This is a genomic window from Aeromonas sp. SER, assembly GCF_038739615.1.
Lineage (GTDB): Bacteria > Pseudomonadota > Gammaproteobacteria > Enterobacterales > Aeromonadaceae > Aeromonas > Aeromonas jandaei.
Window position 1 is genome coordinate 36519 of record NZ_JBCGFC010000008.1, and the last position, 20278, is coordinate 56796.

A 20278-nucleotide genomic window follows, 5' to 3' on the forward strand; every position below is an offset into this window, starting at 1 on the left:
AAAAATACCCAGTCCGGCTTGGGGAATTCAGCAGCCGGATAATCCGCTCAGAGGATGGATGAGAATGCGGGCTAACTACTCTGCCCGCATCACCAGATTGCGTCCTGCCTGCTTGGCCCGATACATGGCGCCATCAGCACGTTTGATCAGGTCGCTCAATGTCTCGTCGAGGGAGCTCAACTCGGCACAACCGATACTGACATGGATGGCATGCCCTTCCGGTACGCCATCAACCTTGAGCAAAGAGATGTGATAACGGATCCGCTCCGCCACCTCGACAGCCTCATCAAGACCCGTGTCAGGCAGCAGCACCAGAAACTCCTCGCCACCGTTGCGTCCTATCCGATCGAGCGAGCGCAGCTGCCCTTCGGCGCTGCTGGCGACCGCCACCAGCACGCTGTCGCCAACATGATGGCCCAGCTGGTCATTGACCTGTTTGAAGTGATCGATATCGAGCAGCAGCACGCTAAATGGCTTGCCACTGCTTCGCGACTGCTGAAAGGACTCCTCCCCCAGCTTCTGGATCTGGCGGCGGTTATGGATGCCGGTCAGTTCGTCGGTCATCGCCAGATGGTGCATCTTGCGGGAGCGGCGATACTGATAGAAGACAGCGATCCCCATCAGCACCAGCAGCAGCGAGACCACCAGATACTGCCAGTAGCGACGCTCGCGCAGTTGCTGGAGTTCTGCCTCCTGCAACAGCTGTTTGGTCTTGAGGGTCTGGTGGGCCAGCTCCTTGCGTGCCATGTCGAACTCGAAGCGCATCTGCAGGGTACGCTGTTCCATCAGCACCTTCTCGACCGCCGTGCGGGTTTTGACATAGAGCTTCAGATTGGCCAGCGCCTCTTTAATCTGCCCCTTCGACTCGAAGATCCGCGAACGCACCTCGTAGAGCCGGGTCAAAAAGCGCTGATTGTTCTCTTTGACGAAGATGGGCTCGGCTCTGGCAAGGCTGGCAAGCGCCTCGGATAGCTTGCCCTGCGTCTCCAGCACCATCCCCATCACCAGTTGCCAGTGCCCCTGGGTGACGCTGTCTATATCGCTACTACGGAGCAGAATCGCCTCGGCCTGCTGCAGCTTGGCCATGGCCTGATCGCCCTTTCCCTGATAGTGGAGGATGGTGGCCAGCTCAATCTGGCTCCAGGCCAGAAAGCCATCCTGCTGCTGTTTCCGGTAGAACTGCTCCGCCTGTTCCAGCAGCGGACGCGCCCGTGCATACTCCCCCATCTCGCTGTAGAGCACCCCCTGCTGGGAGATGATACTAATCTGGCGCTCCTCCTCCCCCTCTTTTTCGTACTCCTTCTCCAGCTCCTTGAAGTAGCCCTCGGCCCGCTCATAGAGCCCCATCCTGCGATAGGCATTGGCAATGTGACCCAACGTCTCCCGCGCCTTGCCATCCAGTCCCAGAGCTTCATAACCGCGGTGAGCCTCCATCAGCTCTTGCAGCCCTTCCGCCAGCTTGCCCTGATAGGCATACATGTCACCGCGCTGACTGAGGATGTCCGCCTCCTGCAACCGATCCCCCAGATTGCGCGCCAGTTGCAGCGCCTGTTCGTAATCGGCCTTGGCCTGTTTCATGTTGCCCAGCAGCTGCTGATGAAAGCCGCGGCAGGTGAGCAGGCCTGCCTCGGTGAGGCCATCCCTGCGCTCACGAGCTCGCTGCAGTGCCTTGTCGGCAAACTCCACCACCCGGCGATATTCGCCATCCCGCTCGGCTGGCATGGCCCAGCACTGCAGGCGCACGATGCGCCCCTGCACATCCGGTGGATAGGCATCATAGTTTGCTGCAAGCACGGCAACACGCAGTCGAAAAACACGCTCGCTGTGACTCCCCTCCTCCAGCTGTTGCAGCTCTCGGGAGAGTTTTGGCTCGGCAAGCGGCTCTCTGGCAGCCCATACAGAGCTACTGCAAAGCACGGTCAGCAAGAGCAGGGCGAGGAAACGTATCATGCGGGGTCACTTCTCCCATTTGAGAGGATGGCGGCGATTATGCCGCTCATCATAACCGCTCATATCCAAACGTACAGCAGACATGAACAGAGGCCAAACCACAGGCCACCTCAGGCAACGAAAACAGCTTCAAGTGAGTTAACGCCAAGTCAGTAGAAGCAGGTTAGTGTTGTTGCCAGCGGCGCAGCAAGCGGCCGCGCAGGCCACAATCGAGCAGCCAGCTGTTGTCGAACACCCGCAGCAGCGCCTGCTTGGCGTGACGGGACATGGCCACCGCATGAAAGCGGGTCTGGCGCTGACGATAGCGGTTCATCTGAGCGAGCAGGGCGTGGGGCAGGCTCTGGGCGATAAAGTCGGAGATGACCAGCACGTCCGCCTTGGCAAAGGCGGGATCATCGAGCTTAGCCAGTGCCTTCTCGAGGCAGGGCACCAGATCGGTACCGCCGTGAAAACTCATGGAGAGGAAGCGCTCCGCCTTCTCCAGTCCGGTATCGGCGGTGATCTCGAGGGTCGCCACCTCGGTGGAGAAGAGCATCAGATAGCAACCGCGCTTCTCGTCCATCGCCACCCGCAGCAGGGCCAGAAACAGCGCCTTGGCGCACTCTTCCGGATATCCGCCCATGGAACCGGAGGTATCGACGCAGACGATAAAGGGGCCGCGCTGCTGAAGCTGCTTACCCCCCTGCTCCGGGGTGCGCAGCATGATGCGCTGGCGCGGCAGGGTACCCCGCGACTGATAGCTGAGCAGGCGCCGCTCCAGATAGCGACGGTAGAACTCCAGCTCCAGTTCGGGTAAGCCCAGCATCACCGCCTCGCTTGGCAGCAGCCGCATCAGGTCGCTCGCCTGATGAATGCCCACCAGATCGTCCGGCACATCGTCGCTGGGTGCCGGTTCCAGCTCCAGCACCTCGACCGGCGGCACCGGCTGCTCTTGCGCCCGCCGATCCCGCTCGCTGCGCCCGAGCAGACCGGCAATCTCCGCCAGCAGCGGCTCACGCTGCAACATCCGGGCATACTGCTTGACCAGCACCAGGCTGCGCTTGTGCCAGCTCCCCTGCGCCAGATCCCACAGACCACCGGCGGAGATCTTGTTGGGGTCGAGGGCATCGGCCAGGGTACGGCTCGCCAGCAGCTGATCCTCAATCTCCTGACGCTGCTTCTCCCGCTCCGCCTCGGCGATCTGCTGCTGTAGCTGCAGCAGGCTACCCACCAGACTGGCGCGCCACTTGTCGATAAAGAGCTGGCACAACCCCTCGGTGGGGTGAGCCATCAGCTGGCGCACCAAGGATCGCGCCTCACCGGCAAAGGGGCTGTACTGCTCCAGCGACTCCAGCAGGCTTGGCAGACGACCAACCAGCTCGGTCATCGGCAGTTGCCGATGGGCCTGATAGAGCAGGTACTCCTGCTCCAGCGCCACCGGCACCGGTTTATGACGGATCTCCTCCCCCAGCTGCTCGCCCCAACTTTGCAGGCGCTTTTTCAGCAACTTGCCCTGTAGCGGGGAGCGCTTGATGAACTCGGAAATCTTGGGCGAGGCTGCCAGCAGCGCCACCACCTCTCCCGCTAGCTCCCCCTCACCCATCAGCAGTCCCAGATCCAGCATGCCGATCTCAAGCATGATCTGCCCCTTAGCCGTCCAGTCGCGGCAACCGCTCGCGCCACTGCGCCAATTCGCTACGCAGCAGCTCGAGATCCCGTCCCAGCACGAAGAAGCTGTCTTCCACCTGCTGCAGCCAGCGCGAGGCGATAAAGAGGTGCTGCTGATGACGTTCAAACAGGCTGCGCTGCTGCTTGAGCTCCTGCTGCACCTTGCCGGTCTGGCTCTGCAACTCGTCGAGCGCCTGCAACCAGGGCTCCAGCACCACCTCGGGGATGGCGCTGCGCTCCACCAGCACCAGCGGGACCTGCTGACGCTGGATATCGAGCACCTGCAGCCGCAGTTCGTCGTCGAGCACCAGTTCGTAGTGCCCCTCTTTCGGGTTGCCGAGCGGATGGCCAACCAGCGCCTCGCCGGTGGGGCGCCAGTGAGAGAGCAGAGTACGATCAAACATCAGGGTATCGGTCAGCCGCTCGGGATCGCTGCCATCCAGCGGTGCTGGCGTGAGCAGATGGAAGTGCACCTGCTTGCCAAAGGGTCTGGCATTGGCGAGCGGGATCTCGATCCCCCGGGCGCGGCGGCCAAACCACTGCTTGCGCTGCCGCGCCTTGCAGCAGAGGCGCTGGGCCACGCTCTGTTTGAGCTGCTTGAACTGGTCGCGCAGGGCCAGCAGCTGGCGGGTCATCACCAGTTGCTGATAGCCATAGAGGCGGGAGAACTCGGTCATCATCTCCAGCAGGGCAGTGCGGGACTCCTCGTCATGCCAGAGGCAATCCTTGAACAGCAGCAAATCGAGCGGGGCCACCTCGTCGCGACCATTGAAAAAGGCACTCGCCTTAATGAGCCGTACCGCCTTCTTCCAGCGTCGATCCGACACATAGCAGCGGTGCGCCAGCTGGCTGTCGAGCTGCTGACGCAGTTGATAGATAAGCTCGAAGCAGGCATCCGGCAACCGCACCTGTTCAATCTCGCCCTGCCACTGCTCGTACTCGTCCCCGCGGATCTGCAGCGAGGCGGGCAGGTTGTGATGCGAGTGACCGTCGCTGGCCAGCATCGCCTGAAAGTTGGACTTCTCCAGTACCCGATCCATCCAGATCCGCACCAGCATCCGGTCATAGAGCGCTTCCAGCCCGCTGTCGGGGGCTGGCAGCTCGTTCGAGGCAGTCACCAGCAGCCGCATCGGAATGGGGTGCTGGCTGTCACCGTTGCGAAACTGCCGCTCGTTGATGGCGGTAAGCAGGGTGTTGAGGATGGCGGGGCCCGCCTTCCAGATCTCGTCGAGGAACACCACCTCTGCCTCGGGCAGGTAGCCGGCGGTGAGGCGCAGATATTTGCCATCCTCCTTCAGCGCCTGAATGGAGAGGGGGCCGAACACCTCCTCCGGCGTACTGAAGCGGGTCATCAGGTATTCGAAGTGGCGGGCCTCAAAGAACGCCAGCTTGAGGCGGCGGGCAATCAGGCTCTTGGCGATGCCGGGCGGGCCCAGCAGAAACACGCTCTCGCCACTGAGCGCGGCCAGCAAACCGAGGCGCAGGGCATCCTGCCGTTCATAGAGCCCCTCCCCCAGAGCGGCCAGCAGGCGAGGCAGGCGCTCCTGAATGGGAATGGCACGCGCAGAGTTCGTGGCTTGAGCTAAAGGCGACATAGAGACAATTCCAGGCTGGGATGATGATAAGCCCAAGGGGTGAGGGTCACCTGTTCGTCCTTGGGGTTTCTCTTGTTATGATATTTATCTGGTCTTATTTCGCCAGAATACCCGACTCTGGCAGGAAAAAAACCGGATAACCCCCGCAGAGGGCCGCAAAGGGTGCAGAGCAACCCGTTCGCGTGTACCCTGCCGACACGATTTTCCCCAATGCAGCCAAGAGAGTGACTCACCCATGACAGACCCCGTACGTCAAAGCATGCTGGCCCGTATGGGCATTCAGAGCTGGCAGCTGCGTCGTCCGGCCATGCTGGGTGTCTCCCCTGCCGAAGAGGCTGAAGTAGCCAGTACGGAATCGCCGCAAGAGGCTATCCCACAGGCCCCTCGCCCTGCCGGCAAGCTCTGGCTGCTGGCTCAGGCACTGCCCGCTGCGACACTGCTGGAAGATATCTGCCAGCTGCTCGCCATCAGAACCGATGAGGTCACGCTGCTGAGCACGCCCCCGGAGGCGCACTGGCTGCAACAGGAGCCGTCACCGCTGCTCTGGCTGACCGAGGCCGATTCCCGCTGGCCCGATGCCCTCGTCTGCCCGCTCGCCCCCGGCAGTGCCGAAAAGCGGGCACTGTGGCAACAGTTGCAGCCACATCTCGCCGCCCGGACAGCCTGACCCAATCCCATGCCCGTCGCTGCGGGCTTTGACGTTATCCCACGGAGCCACCATGCCTGAGTTTCGCCCCCTGCTCGAAGCCGACTTCGACCTCGTCTATCCCATCGAACAGGCCGCCCACAAGGAGCCCTGGAGTCAGGCCAACCTGCTCTCCTGCTTTGGCCCCCGCTACCTCAACACCCTGATGCTGGTCGATGGCAAGCCGGCGGGCTTCTATATCTCGGATCTGGTGGCGGGCGACAGCTCGCTGATGAACATCTGCGTCCATCCCGCGTTTCAGGGCAAGGGGTTGGGCCGGGCGTTGCTGCAACATTATCTCGCGCACAGCAAGCAGAGCGGGGCACAGGCCTGGTTCCTCGAGGTGCGCGCCGGTAACCAGACCGCCATCAATCTCTACGAGAGCGCCGGTTTTGCCGAGTATTGCCGCCGCGCCGACTACTACGGCACCGGCCAGGATCGGGAAGACGCCGTGTTGATGTCGCGCCTGTTCGACTTCGGCTGATCCCGGCAATAACGCCCCACCGACATAGTGACTGAACGAGGAGGGAACCAAGCCCTCCTCTCTCCTCCCCCATTTCCCGCTCCCCTTTGCTTGCCCACTCCCCTTGCCTTCCGAGCTTCTGCCTCTAACGTCGGATCCGGTCTCAACCAAGCCGCTCGCACTGTGCAGAAGATGCGCTATTTGCCCTCTTTGTGATCCAGAACAAACGGCGAACACTTGTAAGCTGTAATATTGGAGTTTAAACTCTAGCCCGCTTTTTAGTGCCCTCGTGGGCGTACAACTGTAACGAAAGGATGTTTGATTGATGCCGAAGCTTCATCTGGTTCAATTGATGCGCGAGCGTATTGCCCGGCTTGGCAACAAGGCTGCCCTGCGCGTTCAGCAGGATGGTCAATGGCGTGCCATCGGCTGGCGTACTCTGGGCCAGGCCATGGACTACTGCGCACAGGCGTTGATCCGTGCCGGACACCAGCCCACCGAAATGGTCGGCATCTATTCGCGCAACATGCCGGAGTGGACCCAGGCCGATCTCGGCATCCTCGCCGCGCGCGGCGTCAGCGTCCCCATCTACCCCACCAGCACCCTGGATCAGCTGCGCTATATCGTGCGCGATGCCAACATCGGCCTGCTGTTTGTCGGCGAGCAGCCCCAGTTCGATCAGGCACTGCAACTGATTGAAAGCGGCGAGATCCGCCAGATCGTCGCCCTCGACGGCAGCGTCAACCTGCGCGGCTGCGCACAAGCGAGCCACTTTCAGGAGTTTCTGGTCTCCGGTAACCATCAGCCCAGCGAGCAGGAGCTGCGGGTACGGGAGAGCCAGTACCGGATGGACGATCTGCTGACCCTGATCTACACCTCCGGCACCACAGGCGAGCCTAAAGGGGTGATGCTCGATTTCGCCAACATCGCCGCCTGCTTCGAGATGCACAACAGCCGCCTCGATCTGAACGAGCAGGATGTGTCGCTCTGCATGCTGCCGCTCAGCCACGTGTTCGAGCGTGCCTGGAGCTACTACGTGCTCTATTGCGGCGCCGAGAACGTCTACATCCGCGATCCGCAGAAGGTGATGGATGTGATTGGCGACGTGCAGCCGACCGTGATGTGCGCCGTGCCACGCCTCTACGAGAAGGCCTACGCCATGATCCAGGCCCGGGTTGCCCAGGCTCCGCGCCTGCGTCAGGCCCTGTTTGGCTGGGCCACCCGCGTTGGCAAGCAGATGGTCGCCACCCGTCAGGCTGGCAAGTCCGCCTCCCCCCTGCTCTACGGCCAGCTCTGGCTCGCCGAGCGGCTGGTGTTTCGCAAACTGCGCGCCCGCTTTGGCGGTCGTACCCGCTTCCTGCCGGTGGCCGGTGCCCGTCTGGCTGACGATGTGAACCTCTTCTTCCAGGCCATGGGGCTCAACCTCAAGTACGGCTACGGCATGACCGAAACCACCGCCACCGTCTGCTGCTACGAAGATCAGCAGTTCAAGCTGGGTTCCATCGGCACTGTGTTGAACGGTATCGAAGTGAAGCTGGGTGAGAACAACGAACTGCTGGTGCGCTCCCCCACCGTGATGCGCGGCTACTACAACAAGCCGGAAGCGACCGCCGAGGTGATGACCGAAGATGGCTTCCTGCGCACCGGTGATGCCGCCGAGCTCGACAGCGAAGGCAACATCTACTTCACCGAGCGTCTCAAGGAGCTGATGAAGACCTCCAACGGCAAGTACGTGGCGCCGCAACTGGTCGAGGGGACCATCGGCAAAGATCGCTTCATCGAGCAGATCGCCATCGTCGCCGATGCTCGCCACTTCGTCTCGGCGCTGATCGTGCCCTGCTTCGAGTCGCTGGAGGAGTACGCCCGCTCCATCAACCTGCAGTACCAGTGCAAGACCGAGCTGCTGCGCCACTCCCGGGTAGTGGAGTTCTTCGAATCACGCATCGCCGATCTGCAAAAAGAGCTGGCCAAGTTCGAGCAGGTGAAGAAGTTCACCCTGCTACCGAGCGCCTTCTCCATGGAGCTGGGTGAACTCACCCCCACCATGAAGCTGCGCCGCAAGATCATCGAAGCCAAGTACCAGAGCGAAATCGAGGCGATGTATAACCACGTCTGATACCGCTCGGGTTCAGGGAAATAAAAAAGCCGCTTCAAGAGCGGCTTTTTGCTGCGACTTTATATAAATATATTCTCATAAATTCCTGCAGAACCATTAGAGATAGACCAAAGTAGCGTTGTTAGTAACATGATGTGACTTATCATCAACTAAATAGACAGTGCCTTTATATTCAGAACTAGATACCTCAATACCTTTTCCTGAATAAAATATTTTTGCAGCCTCGGCTATACTTTCACAATTATTCTCAAACGTAATTTCAAATATTCTTGATGATGCTTCTTCATCAAAACTCCAAACACCACCATGGAAAACAAATACTGGTGACGTTATGTTTCTCATCTTACTGAACGCATCCAACGCCAAGTCATTAAGTTTTATATCAAAGCAATCGCCAATGGCTTTTCTTAAGTAGTAATCATCAAGAAAAGCATTGCTTGCAATTTTATTTACAGTTCCACATATTAATTTGTAGTATTCTGTTTCATTAAAACCAAGTTCTTTAAAAAAGAGATAAGACAAAAGAATAAGAATTCTATTTTTTATAGTAAAGTTAACAAAGTGATCTTTTGTATTATTTATTTCACTCACATTAGAGTGCGCAACAGAATCCCTAACTTTTTTAATTTTTAAAAAATTTCGTTCATTTAAACCACACCATTTAATGAAACCATCAGATAGTTCGTCAACCATCTTCATATACCTGACTTTAAATGATGGCTGATTCATTACGACTATTATATTGCTTTGTTCCTTATCAAACTCCTCCTGTAGTTCAGATGACAAGAAACTTTTTAAATTAAAAAGCGCAGCATTAAGCTTGCTAATCAACTTGGATTTTTTATTTCTAATTCCATATTTCTCCTCTAAATAAGAGTCTAACAAAGATACGACACCTAAGATGTTATACTCCCAATAACCTTCGTACATCAGCATGCCACGAAATCTTGACCATATAGAATTTTTGAAATTCATTCCAAATAAATTCCTGAAGGCTAGTTCCCATTGCTCATTACTTAAGGCTTTTAAATCTAATAAGCATGACTCATTCTTCAATAATTTATTGTGCACAGAGAAGGGAATGTAAATTTCCGCACAGGATTCTTTACCAACAAAATTGGCCTTTAGCCTACTGATATTTAAAGGATGCATTAGCAATATGGAAAAGAAACCTAGTAACCGCATTAGATAACTCTTGGCATCTTCAATTGATATTGGGGTGTTATTAAAGGATAGCCTTATAAAATGGCTATCAACTGCCAAGTAGGCACGACTAGATTCAGAATCTCTTTTTAAGCTTGAAGTCCAATCATCAGAAACAGTGATCTGTTCTAGTGATACTAAAAAATTTGATCTAGGTCTAGTGATAACAAATTGTTTTTCATCTATTTTATTTTCCCACGACGAATTATCCATAGCGACAGACAAACCATCTATATAGATATCTAGTGCAGATATTCCACTTGATGAAGTTATTTCTTGCGTTGATAAAAACTCAGCAAAAACAGAACCAAAACCAACTTCACACTGACATAAGAAAACAGAGTCACCATTGAGTTCACATTCAAGTACATCTATCTTTTCACCTTGCTTTACAAGGTCACGAAAAGCCCACCAACCATCTTTTACATTAAATAAAATTTGTTTCCCACCGCCGTAGCTAAGCGTTCCGTGATACTTTTTCTCTTTAATTATTATTACCGCACTAACTGTCACTTCATCCAAACAAGAAATCAACATAGTTAAATATCCAACCCACAAAAAAGGCCGCTTCATGCGGCCTTGGTTTTAATTCAATTTATCATTATTAGCACCAAAATAATCGGCCAGGAAGTCATCGAACGACACGCTGTCGCTGCGCTCGCGCTCCCGCTGCTTGGCCAGCGAATCCTTCGCCTCACCGGCAAAGTAGGCCTCATCCCAGTATTGCAGCTCCCCTGCCAGCAGCTCCTCGCGATACCGGGTCGCCAGCTTGTCGCCGTAGCAGCCATTGTCCTTGCCGCTCTCCAGCAACTCCTTGAGCATGCGGGCGGAGTAGGTGAGCTCGGGGTCGAGCAGCTTCTCCCGATGCATCGCCAGAGTCTCGCGGTAGCGATTGCGGCCGCAGCAGCGATCCAGCAGCTCGGCCACCTGAGCCAGCTCGTCGAACAGCTTGAGACCGTACTCTTTGAGGCCAATGGCATTGCCCTGCTCATCTTCAAGCGTCAGGCCGGGGCGACGCCCCTCCAGCACCACCTTGCTCTGGTTGCGGCGATTGCGGGCAATCTCCTCCTCGCTCAGCACCGGAGAGGGGCGCAGCAGACACCAAACCAGGAACAGGTCGAAGAAGCGGATTTGATCGGCGTCGATCCCCAGCGGCGTGAAGGGGTTGACGTCAACGGTACGCAGCTCGATGTACTCAATGCCGCGCTGCTCCAGCGCATCCGAGGGCTTCTCGCCGCTGCGCGGGGTGCGCTTGGGCCGGATCGGGGCATACAGCTCGTTCTCCAGCTGCAGCACGTTGTCGTTGAGCTGGCGATACTCCCCATTCACCTTGACCCCGATCTTGGCGAATTCGGGATCATGGGTATTGATGGCGCGGCGCAGACTGCTGACATAGGCCGGCAGGTTGTCGTGGCTGATCTTGAGCCCCGCCTGGGAGCTGTTGGTATAGCCCAGATCGGAGAGACGCAGCGCGGTGGCGTAAGGCAGATAGAGGGTGCCCTTGCCGGTCTTCTCGAACGGCAGGTTGCTCTTGCGCCCTTTGAGGAAGGACTCGCAGATGGCAGGCGAAGCGCCGAACAGGTAGGGCACCAGCCAGCCGAAGCGGTAGACGTTGCGAATAAGCCCCATGTACTTGTCGGAGATAAAACGCTGGCTGCAGCACCCTTCGCACACCAGATCCTGCCACTCGCTCCAGAAGCTGTCGGGCATGGAGAAGTTGAAGTGCACCCCGGCGATCACCTGCATCAGGCTGCCGTAGCGATTCTTCAACCCCTGCCGGTAGAGAGTCTTCATCTTGCCGATGTTGGAGCTGCCGTACTGGGCCAGCCGGATGCTCTCCTCACCGCCGACGAAGCAGGGCATGGAGAGCGGCCAGATCCGCTCGTCACCCAGATGACGCATCACATGGTGATGGATGTCACCCAGTTGCTCCATCAGGCTGTCGAGGGAGTCGGTGGCCGGGGTGATGAACTCCAGCAGGCTCTCCGAGTAGTCGGTAGTGATATTGGGATGGGTCAGGGCCGAGCCCAGCGATCGGGGATGGTCACTCTGGGCGAGTCGGCCATCCGGCGTGATGCGCAGACATTCACGCTCGATCCCGCGCCGGATCCCCTTGAGAGCAGTCAATCGCTCGGGAGATCCCAGCGCAGTCAGCAACTCGGTGAGTGACAAGCTTGTTGTAGTCATATTCACGGCTCATGTGAGGCCGCCCCATCCGGGGCGGCTCTTGATTTTTATAAAGCGTCAGTTACGGCAACTGCAGCGGATAGATGGCAAGATGAAGCTCCTTAAGGGGTTTTTCAAGCTTTTGCTTGTCTCCCACCACCACGATCACCATGTCGGCCGGATTGAGCCAGCGGGCAGCACTCGCCTTGAGCGTCTCGGCCGACACCGTCTTGATCAGGTTGTTCTGGGCCTGCACATAGTCCGGTTTCAGGTCATACATCACCATCTGCAGCAGGAAACCCGCCTTCTGGCCCAAGGTCTCGTAAGAGAGGGCATCCTGCTGGGAAACCGCGCTGCGCATATAGGCCAGCTCGACCGGCGTCGGGCCGCTCTTGCGGTAGTTGTCCATCTCCTTGAGGAACTGGCGAATGGCATCCACGGTCGCATCGGTACGCACATTGGCGCCGGTGGCAAAGGTACCCACCTCGCGGTTGGCGGAGAAGCCGGAGCTGGCACCATAGGTGTAGCCCTTGTCTTCGCGCAGGTTGAGGTTGATGCGGCTGTTGAAGTTGCCACCCAGATTGAAGTTCATCAGCCCGGCGGTGAAGTAGTCACCCGTGGTATCGAACGGCATGGCGCGGCGGCCGATGCGGATCACCGACTGGGGCGCCCCCGGTTTGTCCACCAGATAGATGCCCGGCTTGGCCTGCTTGCCCTTGAGTTTGAGATCCCCCAGAGCCGGCGTCGCCCCTTTCCAGTCGCTCAGGAAGCCGAGCTGCTCTTCAATCAGCTTCTGGCTCACATCGCCCGCTACCACGACCTTGCCGTTGGATGGGTTGTAGTAGGCCTGATAGTAGTGCTTCACATCCGCCAGCGTCAGCTTGGCCACATCGGCAGGTACCCCGTCGGAGGGTTGGCCGAGGCGGTTGTTCTTGCCATAGACCAGCTCGCGGAATGCCTGTCCCGCCAGCCATTCAGGCTGCTGCTGGGCCTGCTGCATCCCTTGCAGCATTTGCGCCTTTACCCGCTCGAAGTCAGCCTCCCGCATCCCGGGGCGCTCGAACACTTCGCGCACCAGCGCCAGCGTCTGTGGCAACTTGTCGGCCAGCGAGCTGATGGTGATCAGCGTGTTGTACTGGGCACTGGAGACATCGATGCTTGAGCCCAGTTTTTGCAGCTCGTCGCTGAGCTGCCCCTCGGTCAGGCGCACCGACCCCTGCCCCATCATGGCGGCGGTCAGATTGGCCAGCCCCAACTGCCCCTTCTCCTCGGCCCGGATACCACCCGGCAGGGCGATCATGATGGAAACCGCCGGGATTTCGTCACTTCGGGTGCCGATGATCTCGATGTTCTTGTCGAGTTTGCCGTGCCAGATGGCGGGCACCTTGACGCTCACCGCATCGGCCGCCTTGGGCTGTACGCTGCGATCGAAACTGTCTTTTACCGGTCGCTCGGCCAGCGCCTGATCATGCTTGCTGTAGTCCGGCAGCTCGCGTTTGGCCGGGGTGAAATTCGGGGTAGCGACCTGCCACTCGGCCTTGCCTTTGGGCACCACGCTCAGCACCACCGCCGGCTTGTTGGCAATGAACTGGTCGTAGGCGGTTTTGACCTGCTCCGGCGTCACCTTGCCGATGGCGTCGAGGGTCTTGAAGACGTAGTTGGGATCCTGGGCAAACACCTGACCCATGGCGAGCTGGCTCACCTTGCCGGAGACGCTGTCGAGCCCCCAGATAGCCGAGGCACGATAGCTGTTGATCGCCTTCTCCAGATCCTCCGGCTTGAGGCCGCGCTGGGCGAACTCGCCGATCACCTTGTCCACTTCGCTCTTGAGGGTCTTGAGGCTGCCATCCACTGCCGGGTTGGGGTAGGCGTAGACGGTCAGGGTACAGGCCAGCTCTTCGCAGTAGTGCGAGGCGCCCGCATCGATCGCCTTGCCGGTTTTGACCAGCGACTGGTAGAGCATGGAGCTGGCGCTGCCGCCGAGCACGTCGGCAAACATATCGAGTGCCGGCTCCTGCGGGTCACCAAGGGACACGGTCGGATAGCTGATATAGAGCAGCGGCAGGTGCACCTTGTCCTGCAGCGTCACGTAGCGGGTCTCGGGCAGGGTAACCGGTTTTGGCGTCGGCTCGGCCACTTCCGGGCCGCGCGGGATGGAGCCAAAGTACTTCTCGATCCAGTCGAGGGCCTGCTTGGTATCAAAATCGCCGCCCAGAGTCAGAGTCGCGTTGTTGGGGCCATACCAGCGCAGGAAGAACTGCTTGAGGTCGTTGACGTCGACCCGGTCGAGATCCTCCACATAGCCGATGGGCTGCCAGGAGTAGGGATGAGTGCGTGGATAGAGCGCCTCGCCCACCTTCTCGCTCACCAGACCGTAGGGCTGGTTGTCGATACGCTGGGCCCGCTCGTTCTTGACGGTGGCACGCTGGATCTCGAACTTCTTCTGGCTCACCGCGTCGAGCAGGAAGCCCATCCGGTCGGCCTCCAGCCACAGAACCTTCTCCAGCTGGTTGGCCGGCACGGTTTCGTAGTAGTTGGTGCGGTCCTTGTTGGTGGTGCCGTTCATGTCACCACCGGCTTCGTTGATGATCCGCATATGCTCCTGATCACCGACGTGCTTGGAGCCCTGGAACATCATGTGCTCGAAGAAGTGGGCAAAACCGGACTTGCCGACCGTCTCGCGTGACGACCCGACGTGATAGGTGACGTCAAGATGCACCAGCGGATCGGATTTGTCGGGCGCCAGAATGACGGTCAGGCCGTTGTCCAGCTTGTACATCTGGTAAGGAATGGCGAGCTTGCCCTCCTCCTTGACCTGCTCGGAGACCAGAGTCGGAGCCGCCAGCACGGGCAGGGTGAAGCCCAGCAGAATGGTTAAAGGTATGACTTTGTTCACGGTAACCTCGTGAGTGACAAAAAGGGCTAGAAGATCTGACTGGCCAGTAGAAATACCAGAGCGTAACGCAACAATTTGCCGAGCCCTATCAGGACAAGAGAGCGCCAGAAGGAGAGGCGCAGCCAGCCGGCCAGCAGACAGAGTCCATCACCGACCACCGGCGTCCAGGCAAGCAGCAGACACCAGTGGCCATGTTGTTTGAGCCAGCCGAGGGCTTTTTGTTCCCCACGGCCTTGAAAATCTTCCGGTTTTTTCTTGAAGGTGGCGAGCCAGCCAAGCCACCAGGTGGTCATGGAGCCGAGGGTGTTGCCCAGCGTCGCCCACAACAGCAGGCTCGCCATGCTCCACTCCCCTTTGGCCGCCATGGCCCCCAGCAGCACTTCCGAGCTGCCGGGCAACAGAGTGGCTGAGGTAAAGGCGCTCAAAAAGAGCCACCCCAGCCCCATCTGCATCAACTCATTCATGATGCGCTTCCCCACCACAGAGGCAAGGACGCGAGGCTCGCTGCAACAACCACAACATGCGCCATCGCCATCATCCCGCTCATGCAGGACAACCGTCGGCGGCGGGCATGCGCAGCAGCAGCTTGCCACGTACATGGCCACCTTCGATGCGCTGGTGGGCCAACGCCCCTTCGCTCAGGGCAAATTCACCGGCGATGGCAATTTTCACCTCACCCTGGCGCAGCAGCATCAGCATCTGGCTCAGCTGCTTCTGATCGGGGTGCACCAGCATACCGACCACCTCGATACCGGCAGCCGCGTCGGCATCCTTGATAAGCTGGGCAGTGATGGTGGGCACAGTCACCAGCCGGCCACCCGGCTTGACGCACGCCAGCGCCGCCTTGCCGCTCTCGCCACCCACCAGATCCAGCACCAGATCGAACTGGCCATCGGCGATCGCCTCGGCGAACCATTCGGCCTGATGGTAATCCACCATCCGGCTCGCCCCGAGACTATGGAGGAAGCTGTGGTTGTCGCCGCTCGCCGTGGCTACAACGTGAGCACCATAAGCAGCGGCAAACTGCACCGCCAGATGGCCGACACCGCCAGCCCCGGCCAGAACCAGCACTCGCTGCTCCGCCTTGAGCTCACCATGCTCGAGCAATCCCTGCCAGGCCGTCAGACCCGCCAGCGGCAGCGCCGCCCCCTGCTGCAGGCTCACCCCGTCAAGCTTGACCAGCTCGTGCTCGTTCGCCACCACGGATTCAGCGTAACCACCGGCAGCAAGGGGAAAACCGACCATACCGCACACCAGATCGCCCTCGGCCAGCGAGGCTACGCCGGGGCCGACTCGCTCCACCACGCCAGCCACGTCGTAACCGGGCGTCCAGGGCAGCTTGTCCTTGTTCTGGGCCGCCGCCCAGCCAAGACCGGCCCGGGTCTTGGCATCGATGGGGTTGACCCCCGCAAAGCAGATGCGCACCCGCACTTCGCCATCGGCAGGCACCTTGTCGAGAGAGGGGTTGAGCTTGAGTACCGAGGGGTCGCCGAATGCGGTAATCTGTAGTTGCGTCATTGCACAAGCCATCCTGTTGATGCATCGAGGGTCAACAGAATAACAGCGAGGAGACCATGGCTCGAATGTTTCTTATTCCTCTGTTGCTGGCACTGGGGTGGTGGGCATTCCTGCTCTACTTCCGCATCCCGCTCAAACAGGGGGCCAAGGGGTTTTACTGGATCATCGGCATCGGTGGCGGACTGGCCGCCTTCCTCAGCCTGATGATGGTGCTGACCAACTGAATCAGATACGAAAAAGGCCACCTCATCGGTGGCCTTTTTGTCGCTGTCGTTACTGCACCGGCTGCGAATTGAGGTAGTAGTGGCGATTGCTCCCCTGCCCCAACACCCCCTGCGACAGCAGATGGTGGAACACCCGATCCACCTCCTCCAGCGAGAGTGACAGCGCCTGCGCCACCGAGCGCTTGCTGCACTTGAGCTCACCGCGCTCCAGCGCGCCGCGCACCTGTGCCAGCACCTCGGGTACAGGCTCGGGCGGCTGCATGGGCTCTGGCTGGGCTGCCTGTGCGAGCGCCTCCTGCTCCTCGGCACGGGCGCGAGCCTGCTGCCAGCGCCACATCCGGCGAAAACGGCTCTCCTCACCGATCAGGCTGACGAAGAAGGCACCGAATACGTCGAGTAGCACCGACAGGAAACAGACCAGCAGAAACTGCACCTGGCTGATGCTCATCCCGACCCCGTCCGCCAGACTGCTCATCAGCCCCAGCATGGAGGATTGCTCGTTAACCGGCTTGGCATCGCGCTGCTGACGCAATTCGTCCTGCTGCAAACGCAGCTTGGTGTTGGCGTGCTGCAGGGAAGAGACACCGCTGGAGATACGCTCCAGCTCGATATATTTGCGGGCCGCCTCTTCGTTTAGCTGGATCTGCCGCTCGATGCTGGCGATCTGTTCGTCAAAACGGGCGATCTCCCGTTCATGGCGCGCCTGCTGACTCAGCACCGTATTGGTGGCACTGTTGATGCCGCCGATACTGCCACCGATGGAGATGGCCGCCAGCACGCTGTAGAACAGCAACGACCAGAAGGCACCACTTAAATCCCGCCGCGCCTTGCGCTCGCCGTACTCGTACCAGACGTAGAACTTGCCCAGCTCGAAAATGATCGCCAGACCGCCAAACAGCCACTTCATCAGCGGGTTGTCATCGATGGAGAGAAACAGCAGCAGGGAGAAGATGATGGAGGCCAGAATGGCCAGTCCGGTAAAACTGTATACCGTGGTGAGCGCGAACCATCCCTTGGGATAGCGCAGCGCGGAAGCGTCCTGTGTGGTCATGGTGAAACTGTGGTGCAGTGCAGGAAAAGTTGGCTGCCGATTATAGTCACCAGACTCGCACAGAGAAGGGCAATCACCTGAATTCCTTCATATTGCAAACCAGCTGCCCAGAGTGCGACCAAAACGGACAAATTGGCAGCAGAAAAGCGCTACAATCCCCCTCCTGACTTCATCGTGTGGCGAGATGGGATGCGATTCCGCCCGGGTTCAGCCCGCAGACGTATACTCATCCGCCGTTGCAATTATCCGAGGCCATCATGAACAGAACGACCCCTTTGCTCCTCTCACTCTTGCTGCTCGCCGGCGCAGCCCATGCAGACCAACCATCCCAGGAGAGCAGCGGCTCAACCTTCTCTGTCGATGCGATGACCTTCAATCTGGACTGGGATGACAAGCAGTTTGGCTGGAGCCAGAAAGAGTGCCTCGATCTGGGGGTAAACGACTATATTCCCTCTGACTGCAAGGGGATGAGAGTCAATGTCGAGAGCGAAGAGAATCGCAATCAGCCCCCCAGCACCAACCAGATGCCCACTCCACAGGGCAATAACCAGTAATCATGAACAGGGGCCGAACCGGCCCCGCCGTTATGCTGCGTTACCAGTAGTTCTCCGCACTGATATTGCCGGGCGCCCGCCGCAGGTTCTTGGCCAACCCCAGTGCCAGCAAGGTTTGCTGGGTCTCTTTCACCATCTCCGGATTGCCACAGATAAGCACCTGACTCAGCTCGGGTGAGAACTCCAACCCTACCCGCTGCTGCAACTGGCCGTTGGCAATCGCTGCCGGGATCCTGCCAACCATTGCATCGGGCCATTCCTCTCGGCTGACAAAGGGCACATAGCGAAAGCGCTCGCCATGCTGCTCGGCAAAGCTGGCTATCAAAGCCTGATAGCTCAGCTCTTCGCCTTTGCGCACCCCGTGTACCAGCACCAGATTCTCGAAACGGTTGAAGGCCTCTCCATCAGCCAGCATGGAGAGGAAGGGGCCGATGGCGGTACCGGTCGAGAGCAGCCAGAGATCGCGTCCGGCCGGTACCTCATCCAGTGTCAGAAAGCCGGTGGCCAGAGACTGCACCAGCAGGGTATCGCCCGCTTGCAGTGAGCCGAGGGAAGGGGTCAGCTCACCGCTCGGGATCTCGACCAGATAGAACTCGTGGTATGGCGCAGAGGGAGGATTGACGAAGGAGTAGGCGCGCTGAATGCGCCGCTCGCCCTGCTCAAGGGCCAGTTTGGTGAATTGACCTGCCTTGTAGGGGGCCAGATCGGCCGCTACCCGCAGGGAGAACAGAGTGGGTGTCCATTCGATGCGTTCGATGACGCGACCTTCGACCCAGGCCATAGAGATCTCCTCCAGAGGAACAGAGCTTCACTCTACCCCCGGGCCTGAAAATAAAAAACCCGCGCAAGTGCGCGGGTTTTTTCTGCAAAAGCGAATCGCTATTACAGGGCAACAACCTGGATCTGTACGGTTGCTTTAACGTCAGCGTGCAGCTGAACAGCAACTTCGTAGTCACCGGTGTTACGCAGAACGTTGCCCATGCGGACTTCGCTCTTGGCAACGGCTACGCCGGCAGCAGTGATGGCTTCAGCCACGTCACGGGTACCGATGGAACCGAACAGCTTGCCTTCGTCGCCAGACTTGGAAGCGATAACCACGGTAGCCAGTTCGGCCAGCTTGGCAGCACGCTCTTCAGCAGCAGCTTTGTTGGCAGCCAGTTTGGCTTCCAGCTCAGCGCGACGAGCACCGAAAGCTTCGATGTTGGCCTTGGTGGCCATAACAGCTTTGCCTTGCGGGATCAGGTAGTTACGGGCATAACCAGATTTCACGGAAACTTGGTCACCCAGACCGCCCAGTTTGGCGATTTTGTCGAGCAGGATAACTTGCATTACCTTTCCTCTATAAATTTCGTTGAGTTAGGCTTAAGTGCCGGACCGATTCTTACTTGTTGTGCAGATCGGTGTACGGCAGCAGAGCCAGGTAACGAGCACGCTTGATGGCGCGTGCCAGCTGACGCTGATACTTGGCGCGGGTACCGGTGATACGGCTCGGTACGATCTTGCCAGATTCAGTGATGTAGTTTTTCAGAGTAACGATATCTTTGTAGTCGATCTCGGTAACGTTCTCGGCGGTGAAGCGGCAGAACTTACGACGACGGAAATAACGTGCCATGGCCTTTATCCTCTAGTCAGTGATCCAGAATTACTCTTCGGAAGCAGCTTCAGTAGCTTCTTCGCGGCGCTCGTCGTCACGACGGGTGAAGCGCTCTTCTTTGGCCTTGGCCATCGGAGAAACTTCAGTCACGGCGTGCTTGGTGCGCATGATCATGTTGCGGATAACGGCATCGTTGAAGCGGAAGTTGGTTTCCAGCTCATCGATAACGGCTTGCTCTGCTTCTACGTTCATCAGAACGTAGTGGGCTTTGTGCAGTTTGTCGATCGGGTAAGCCAGCTGACGACGGCCCCAATCTTCCAGGCGATGAATGGTACCACCGGAAGTGGTGATGGCGCCGGTGTAACGCTCGATCATGCCGGGAACTTGCTCGCTCTGGTCCGGATGAACCATGAAGACGATTTCGTAATGACGCATTTTAGCTCCTTACGGATTAATTCAGCCTCCGCCCAGGTGCAGCCAGACCTCGGAGGCAAGGAACATAATGGTGTTTAGTCGCTGCTTTTCTAGGGCGGCGTATTGTACGAAATCGCATCCCTCACTGCAACTGACGACCTCAAAAGTTTTTCCCGATGGATATGATACAAAAGACCAATTG

At 58.4% G+C, this 20278-nt stretch carries 18 protein-coding genes; 5 read left to right on the top strand and 13 right to left on the bottom strand.

Features of this window, described 5'->3' with window-relative positions:
• Positions 1 to 75: 75 nt before the first annotated feature.
• The 3 genes from AAHA41_RS13140 to AAHA41_RS13150 all read right to left on the bottom strand — a co-directional run bounded on the left by AAHA41_RS13140 (position 76) and on the right by AAHA41_RS13150 (position 5192).
• Entirely contained in the window at positions 76 to 1950 is a 1875-nt protein-coding gene (locus AAHA41_RS13140; RefSeq protein ID WP_323070744.1) for a tetratricopeptide repeat-containing diguanylate cyclase, read from the bottom strand.
• A 163-nt stretch (positions 1951 to 2113) separates the two neighbouring features.
• Entirely contained in the window at positions 2114 to 3568 is a 1455-nt protein-coding gene (gene viaA, locus AAHA41_RS13145; protein ID WP_323070743.1) for an ATPase RavA stimulator ViaA, read from the bottom strand.
• Positions 3569 to 3578: 10 nt separating this feature from the next.
• Entirely contained in the window at positions 3579 to 5192 is a 1614-nt protein-coding gene (locus tag AAHA41_RS13150) for an ATPase RavA domain-containing protein (protein ID WP_323070742.1), read from the bottom strand.
• Positions 5193 to 5427: 235 nt separating this feature from the next.
• Between AAHA41_RS13150 and AAHA41_RS13155 the strand changes: the two genes are divergently transcribed.
• The 3 genes from AAHA41_RS13155 (at position 5428) to AAHA41_RS13165 (ending at position 8456) form a co-directional block, all read left to right on the top strand.
• Positions 5428 to 5859, top strand: a complete 432-nt coding sequence (locus AAHA41_RS13155; protein ID WP_323070741.1) for a DNA polymerase III subunit psi — start codon at positions 5428 to 5430, stop codon at positions 5857 to 5859.
• A 52-nt stretch (positions 5860 to 5911) separates the two neighbouring features.
• The gene (gene rimI / locus AAHA41_RS13160; protein WP_071913622.1) at positions 5912 to 6361 is read left to right on the top strand and encodes a ribosomal protein S18-alanine N-acetyltransferase; all 450 of its coding nucleotides are present in this window, start codon (positions 5912 to 5914) and stop codon (positions 6359 to 6361) included.
• Between the two features lie 304 nt (positions 6362 to 6665).
• On the top strand, positions 6666 to 8456 hold the full coding sequence (locus AAHA41_RS13165) for a long-chain fatty acid--CoA ligase (protein WP_185227776.1): 1791 nt from the start codon (positions 6666 to 6668) through the stop codon (positions 8454 to 8456).
• Positions 8457 to 8552: 96 nt separating this feature from the next.
• Here the strand turns inward: AAHA41_RS13165 and AAHA41_RS13170 are convergent, their stop codons facing one another.
• From AAHA41_RS13170 to AAHA41_RS13190, 5 genes are all read right to left on the bottom strand, one after another.
• Positions 8553 to 10172 carry a HEPN domain-containing protein gene (locus tag AAHA41_RS13170; protein ID WP_342697331.1) on the bottom strand — a complete coding sequence of 540 codons (1620 nt, stop codon included), beginning with the start codon at positions 10170 to 10172 and terminating at the stop codon, positions 8553 to 8555.
• Between the two features lie 72 nt (positions 10173 to 10244).
• Entirely contained in the window at positions 10245 to 11846 is a 1602-nt protein-coding gene (gene gshA / locus AAHA41_RS13175) for a glutamate--cysteine ligase (protein WP_323071008.1), read from the bottom strand.
• 61 nt (positions 11847 to 11907) lie between these two features.
• The gene (locus AAHA41_RS13180; RefSeq protein ID WP_323071007.1) at positions 11908 to 14721 is read right to left on the bottom strand and encodes a pitrilysin family protein; all 2814 of its coding nucleotides are present in this window, start codon (positions 14719 to 14721) and stop codon (positions 11908 to 11910) included.
• A gap of 26 nt (positions 14722 to 14747) precedes the next feature.
• On the bottom strand, positions 14748 to 15185 hold the full coding sequence (locus AAHA41_RS13185) for a YqaA family protein (RefSeq protein ID WP_156853880.1): 438 nt from the start codon (positions 15183 to 15185) through the stop codon (positions 14748 to 14750).
• A gap of 79 nt (positions 15186 to 15264) precedes the next feature.
• Complete coding sequence (locus AAHA41_RS13190; RefSeq protein ID WP_323071006.1) at positions 15265 to 16239, bottom strand: NADP-dependent oxidoreductase; 975 nt, start codon at positions 16237 to 16239, stop codon at positions 15265 to 15267.
• Between the two features lie 65 nt (positions 16240 to 16304).
• On the opposite strand from AAHA41_RS13190, the gene AAHA41_RS13195 reads away from it, so the two are divergent.
• Positions 16305 to 16463, top strand: coding sequence for a hypothetical protein (locus AAHA41_RS13195; RefSeq protein WP_104016064.1), 159 nt, complete (start codon positions 16305 to 16307; stop codon positions 16461 to 16463).
• A 49-nt stretch (positions 16464 to 16512) separates the two neighbouring features.
• On the opposite strand, the gene AAHA41_RS13200 is transcribed toward AAHA41_RS13195, so the two are convergent.
• Positions 16513 to 17514: a Preprotein translocase subunit SecY gene (locus tag AAHA41_RS13200; RefSeq protein ID WP_323071005.1), complete on the bottom strand. Its 1002-nt coding sequence runs from the start codon at positions 17512 to 17514 to the stop codon at positions 16513 to 16515.
• Positions 17515 to 17771: 257 nt separating this feature from the next.
• Between AAHA41_RS13200 and AAHA41_RS13205 the strand changes: the two genes are divergently transcribed.
• A complete protein-coding gene (locus AAHA41_RS13205; protein ID WP_124242216.1) occupies positions 17772 to 18068 on the top strand; it encodes a hypothetical protein in 297 nt (98 codons plus the stop codon).
• Positions 18069 to 18108: 40 nt separating this feature from the next.
• On the opposite strand, the gene AAHA41_RS13210 is transcribed toward AAHA41_RS13205, so the two are convergent.
• The 4 genes from AAHA41_RS13210 to rpsF form a co-directional block, all read right to left on the bottom strand.
• Positions 18109 to 18849: a ferredoxin--NADP reductase gene (locus AAHA41_RS13210; RefSeq protein ID WP_323071004.1), complete on the bottom strand. Its 741-nt coding sequence runs from the start codon at positions 18847 to 18849 to the stop codon at positions 18109 to 18111.
• Between the two features lie 101 nt (positions 18850 to 18950).
• Positions 18951 to 19397 (bottom strand): 50S ribosomal protein L9, encoded by a 447-nt coding sequence (gene rplI / locus AAHA41_RS13215; RefSeq protein WP_005340490.1) that lies wholly within the window; start codon positions 19395 to 19397, stop codon positions 18951 to 18953.
• A gap of 52 nt (positions 19398 to 19449) precedes the next feature.
• Positions 19450 to 19680 (bottom strand): 30S ribosomal protein S18, encoded by a 231-nt coding sequence (gene rpsR / locus AAHA41_RS13220; protein ID WP_005308890.1) that lies wholly within the window; start codon positions 19678 to 19680, stop codon positions 19450 to 19452.
• A gap of 30 nt (positions 19681 to 19710) precedes the next feature.
• Positions 19711 to 20097, bottom strand: coding sequence for a 30S ribosomal protein S6 (gene rpsF, locus AAHA41_RS13225; RefSeq protein ID WP_005308887.1), 387 nt, complete (start codon positions 20095 to 20097; stop codon positions 19711 to 19713).
• Positions 20098 to 20278: the final 181 nt, after the last annotated feature.

Excerpts from the sequence above, each read along its gene's own strand:
- AAHA41_RS13205 (WP_124242216.1), top strand. The coding sequence starts at position 17,772 with ATGAACAGAACGACCCCTTTGCTCCTCTCACTCTTGCTGCTCGCCGGC.
- AAHA41_RS13140 (WP_323070744.1), bottom strand. The coding sequence starts at position 1,950 with ATGATACGTTTCCTCGCCCTGCTCTTGCTGACCGTGCTTTGCAGTAGC.
- gshA (WP_323071008.1), bottom strand. The coding sequence starts at position 11,846 with ATGACTACAACAAGCTTGTCACTCACCGAGTTGCTGACTGCGCTGGGA.
- AAHA41_RS13155 (WP_323070741.1), top strand. The coding sequence starts at position 5,428 with ATGACAGACCCCGTACGTCAAAGCATGCTGGCCCGTATGGGCATTCAG.
- AAHA41_RS13210 (WP_323071004.1), bottom strand. The coding sequence starts at position 18,849 with ATGGCCTGGGTCGAAGGTCGCGTCATCGAACGCATCGAATGGACACCC.
- AAHA41_RS13190 (WP_323071006.1), bottom strand. The coding sequence starts at position 16,239 with ATGACGCAACTACAGATTACCGCATTCGGCGACCCCTCGGTACTCAAG.
- rpsR (WP_005308890.1), bottom strand. The coding sequence starts at position 19,680 with ATGGCACGTTATTTCCGTCGTCGTAAGTTCTGCCGCTTCACCGCCGAG.
- rpsF (WP_005308887.1), bottom strand. The coding sequence starts at position 20,097 with ATGCGTCATTACGAAATCGTCTTCATGGTTCATCCGGACCAGAGCGAG.
- rplI (WP_005340490.1), bottom strand. The coding sequence starts at position 19,397 with ATGCAAGTTATCCTGCTCGACAAAATCGCCAAACTGGGCGGTCTGGGT.
- AAHA41_RS13165 (WP_185227776.1), top strand. The coding sequence starts at position 6,666 with ATGCCGAAGCTTCATCTGGTTCAATTGATGCGCGAGCGTATTGCCCGG.
- AAHA41_RS13150 (WP_323070742.1), bottom strand. The coding sequence starts at position 5,192 with ATGTCGCCTTTAGCTCAAGCCACGAACTCTGCGCGTGCCATTCCCATT.
- AAHA41_RS13195 (WP_104016064.1), top strand. The coding sequence starts at position 16,305 with ATGTTTCTTATTCCTCTGTTGCTGGCACTGGGGTGGTGGGCATTCCTG.
- AAHA41_RS13200 (WP_323071005.1), bottom strand. The coding sequence starts at position 17,514 with ATGACCACACAGGACGCTTCCGCGCTGCGCTATCCCAAGGGATGGTTC.
- rimI (WP_071913622.1), top strand. The coding sequence starts at position 5,912 with ATGCCTGAGTTTCGCCCCCTGCTCGAAGCCGACTTCGACCTCGTCTAT.
- viaA (WP_323070743.1), bottom strand. The coding sequence starts at position 3,568 with ATGCTTGAGATCGGCATGCTGGATCTGGGACTGCTGATGGGTGAGGGG.
- AAHA41_RS13185 (WP_156853880.1), bottom strand. The coding sequence starts at position 15,185 with ATGAATGAGTTGATGCAGATGGGGCTGGGGTGGCTCTTTTTGAGCGCC.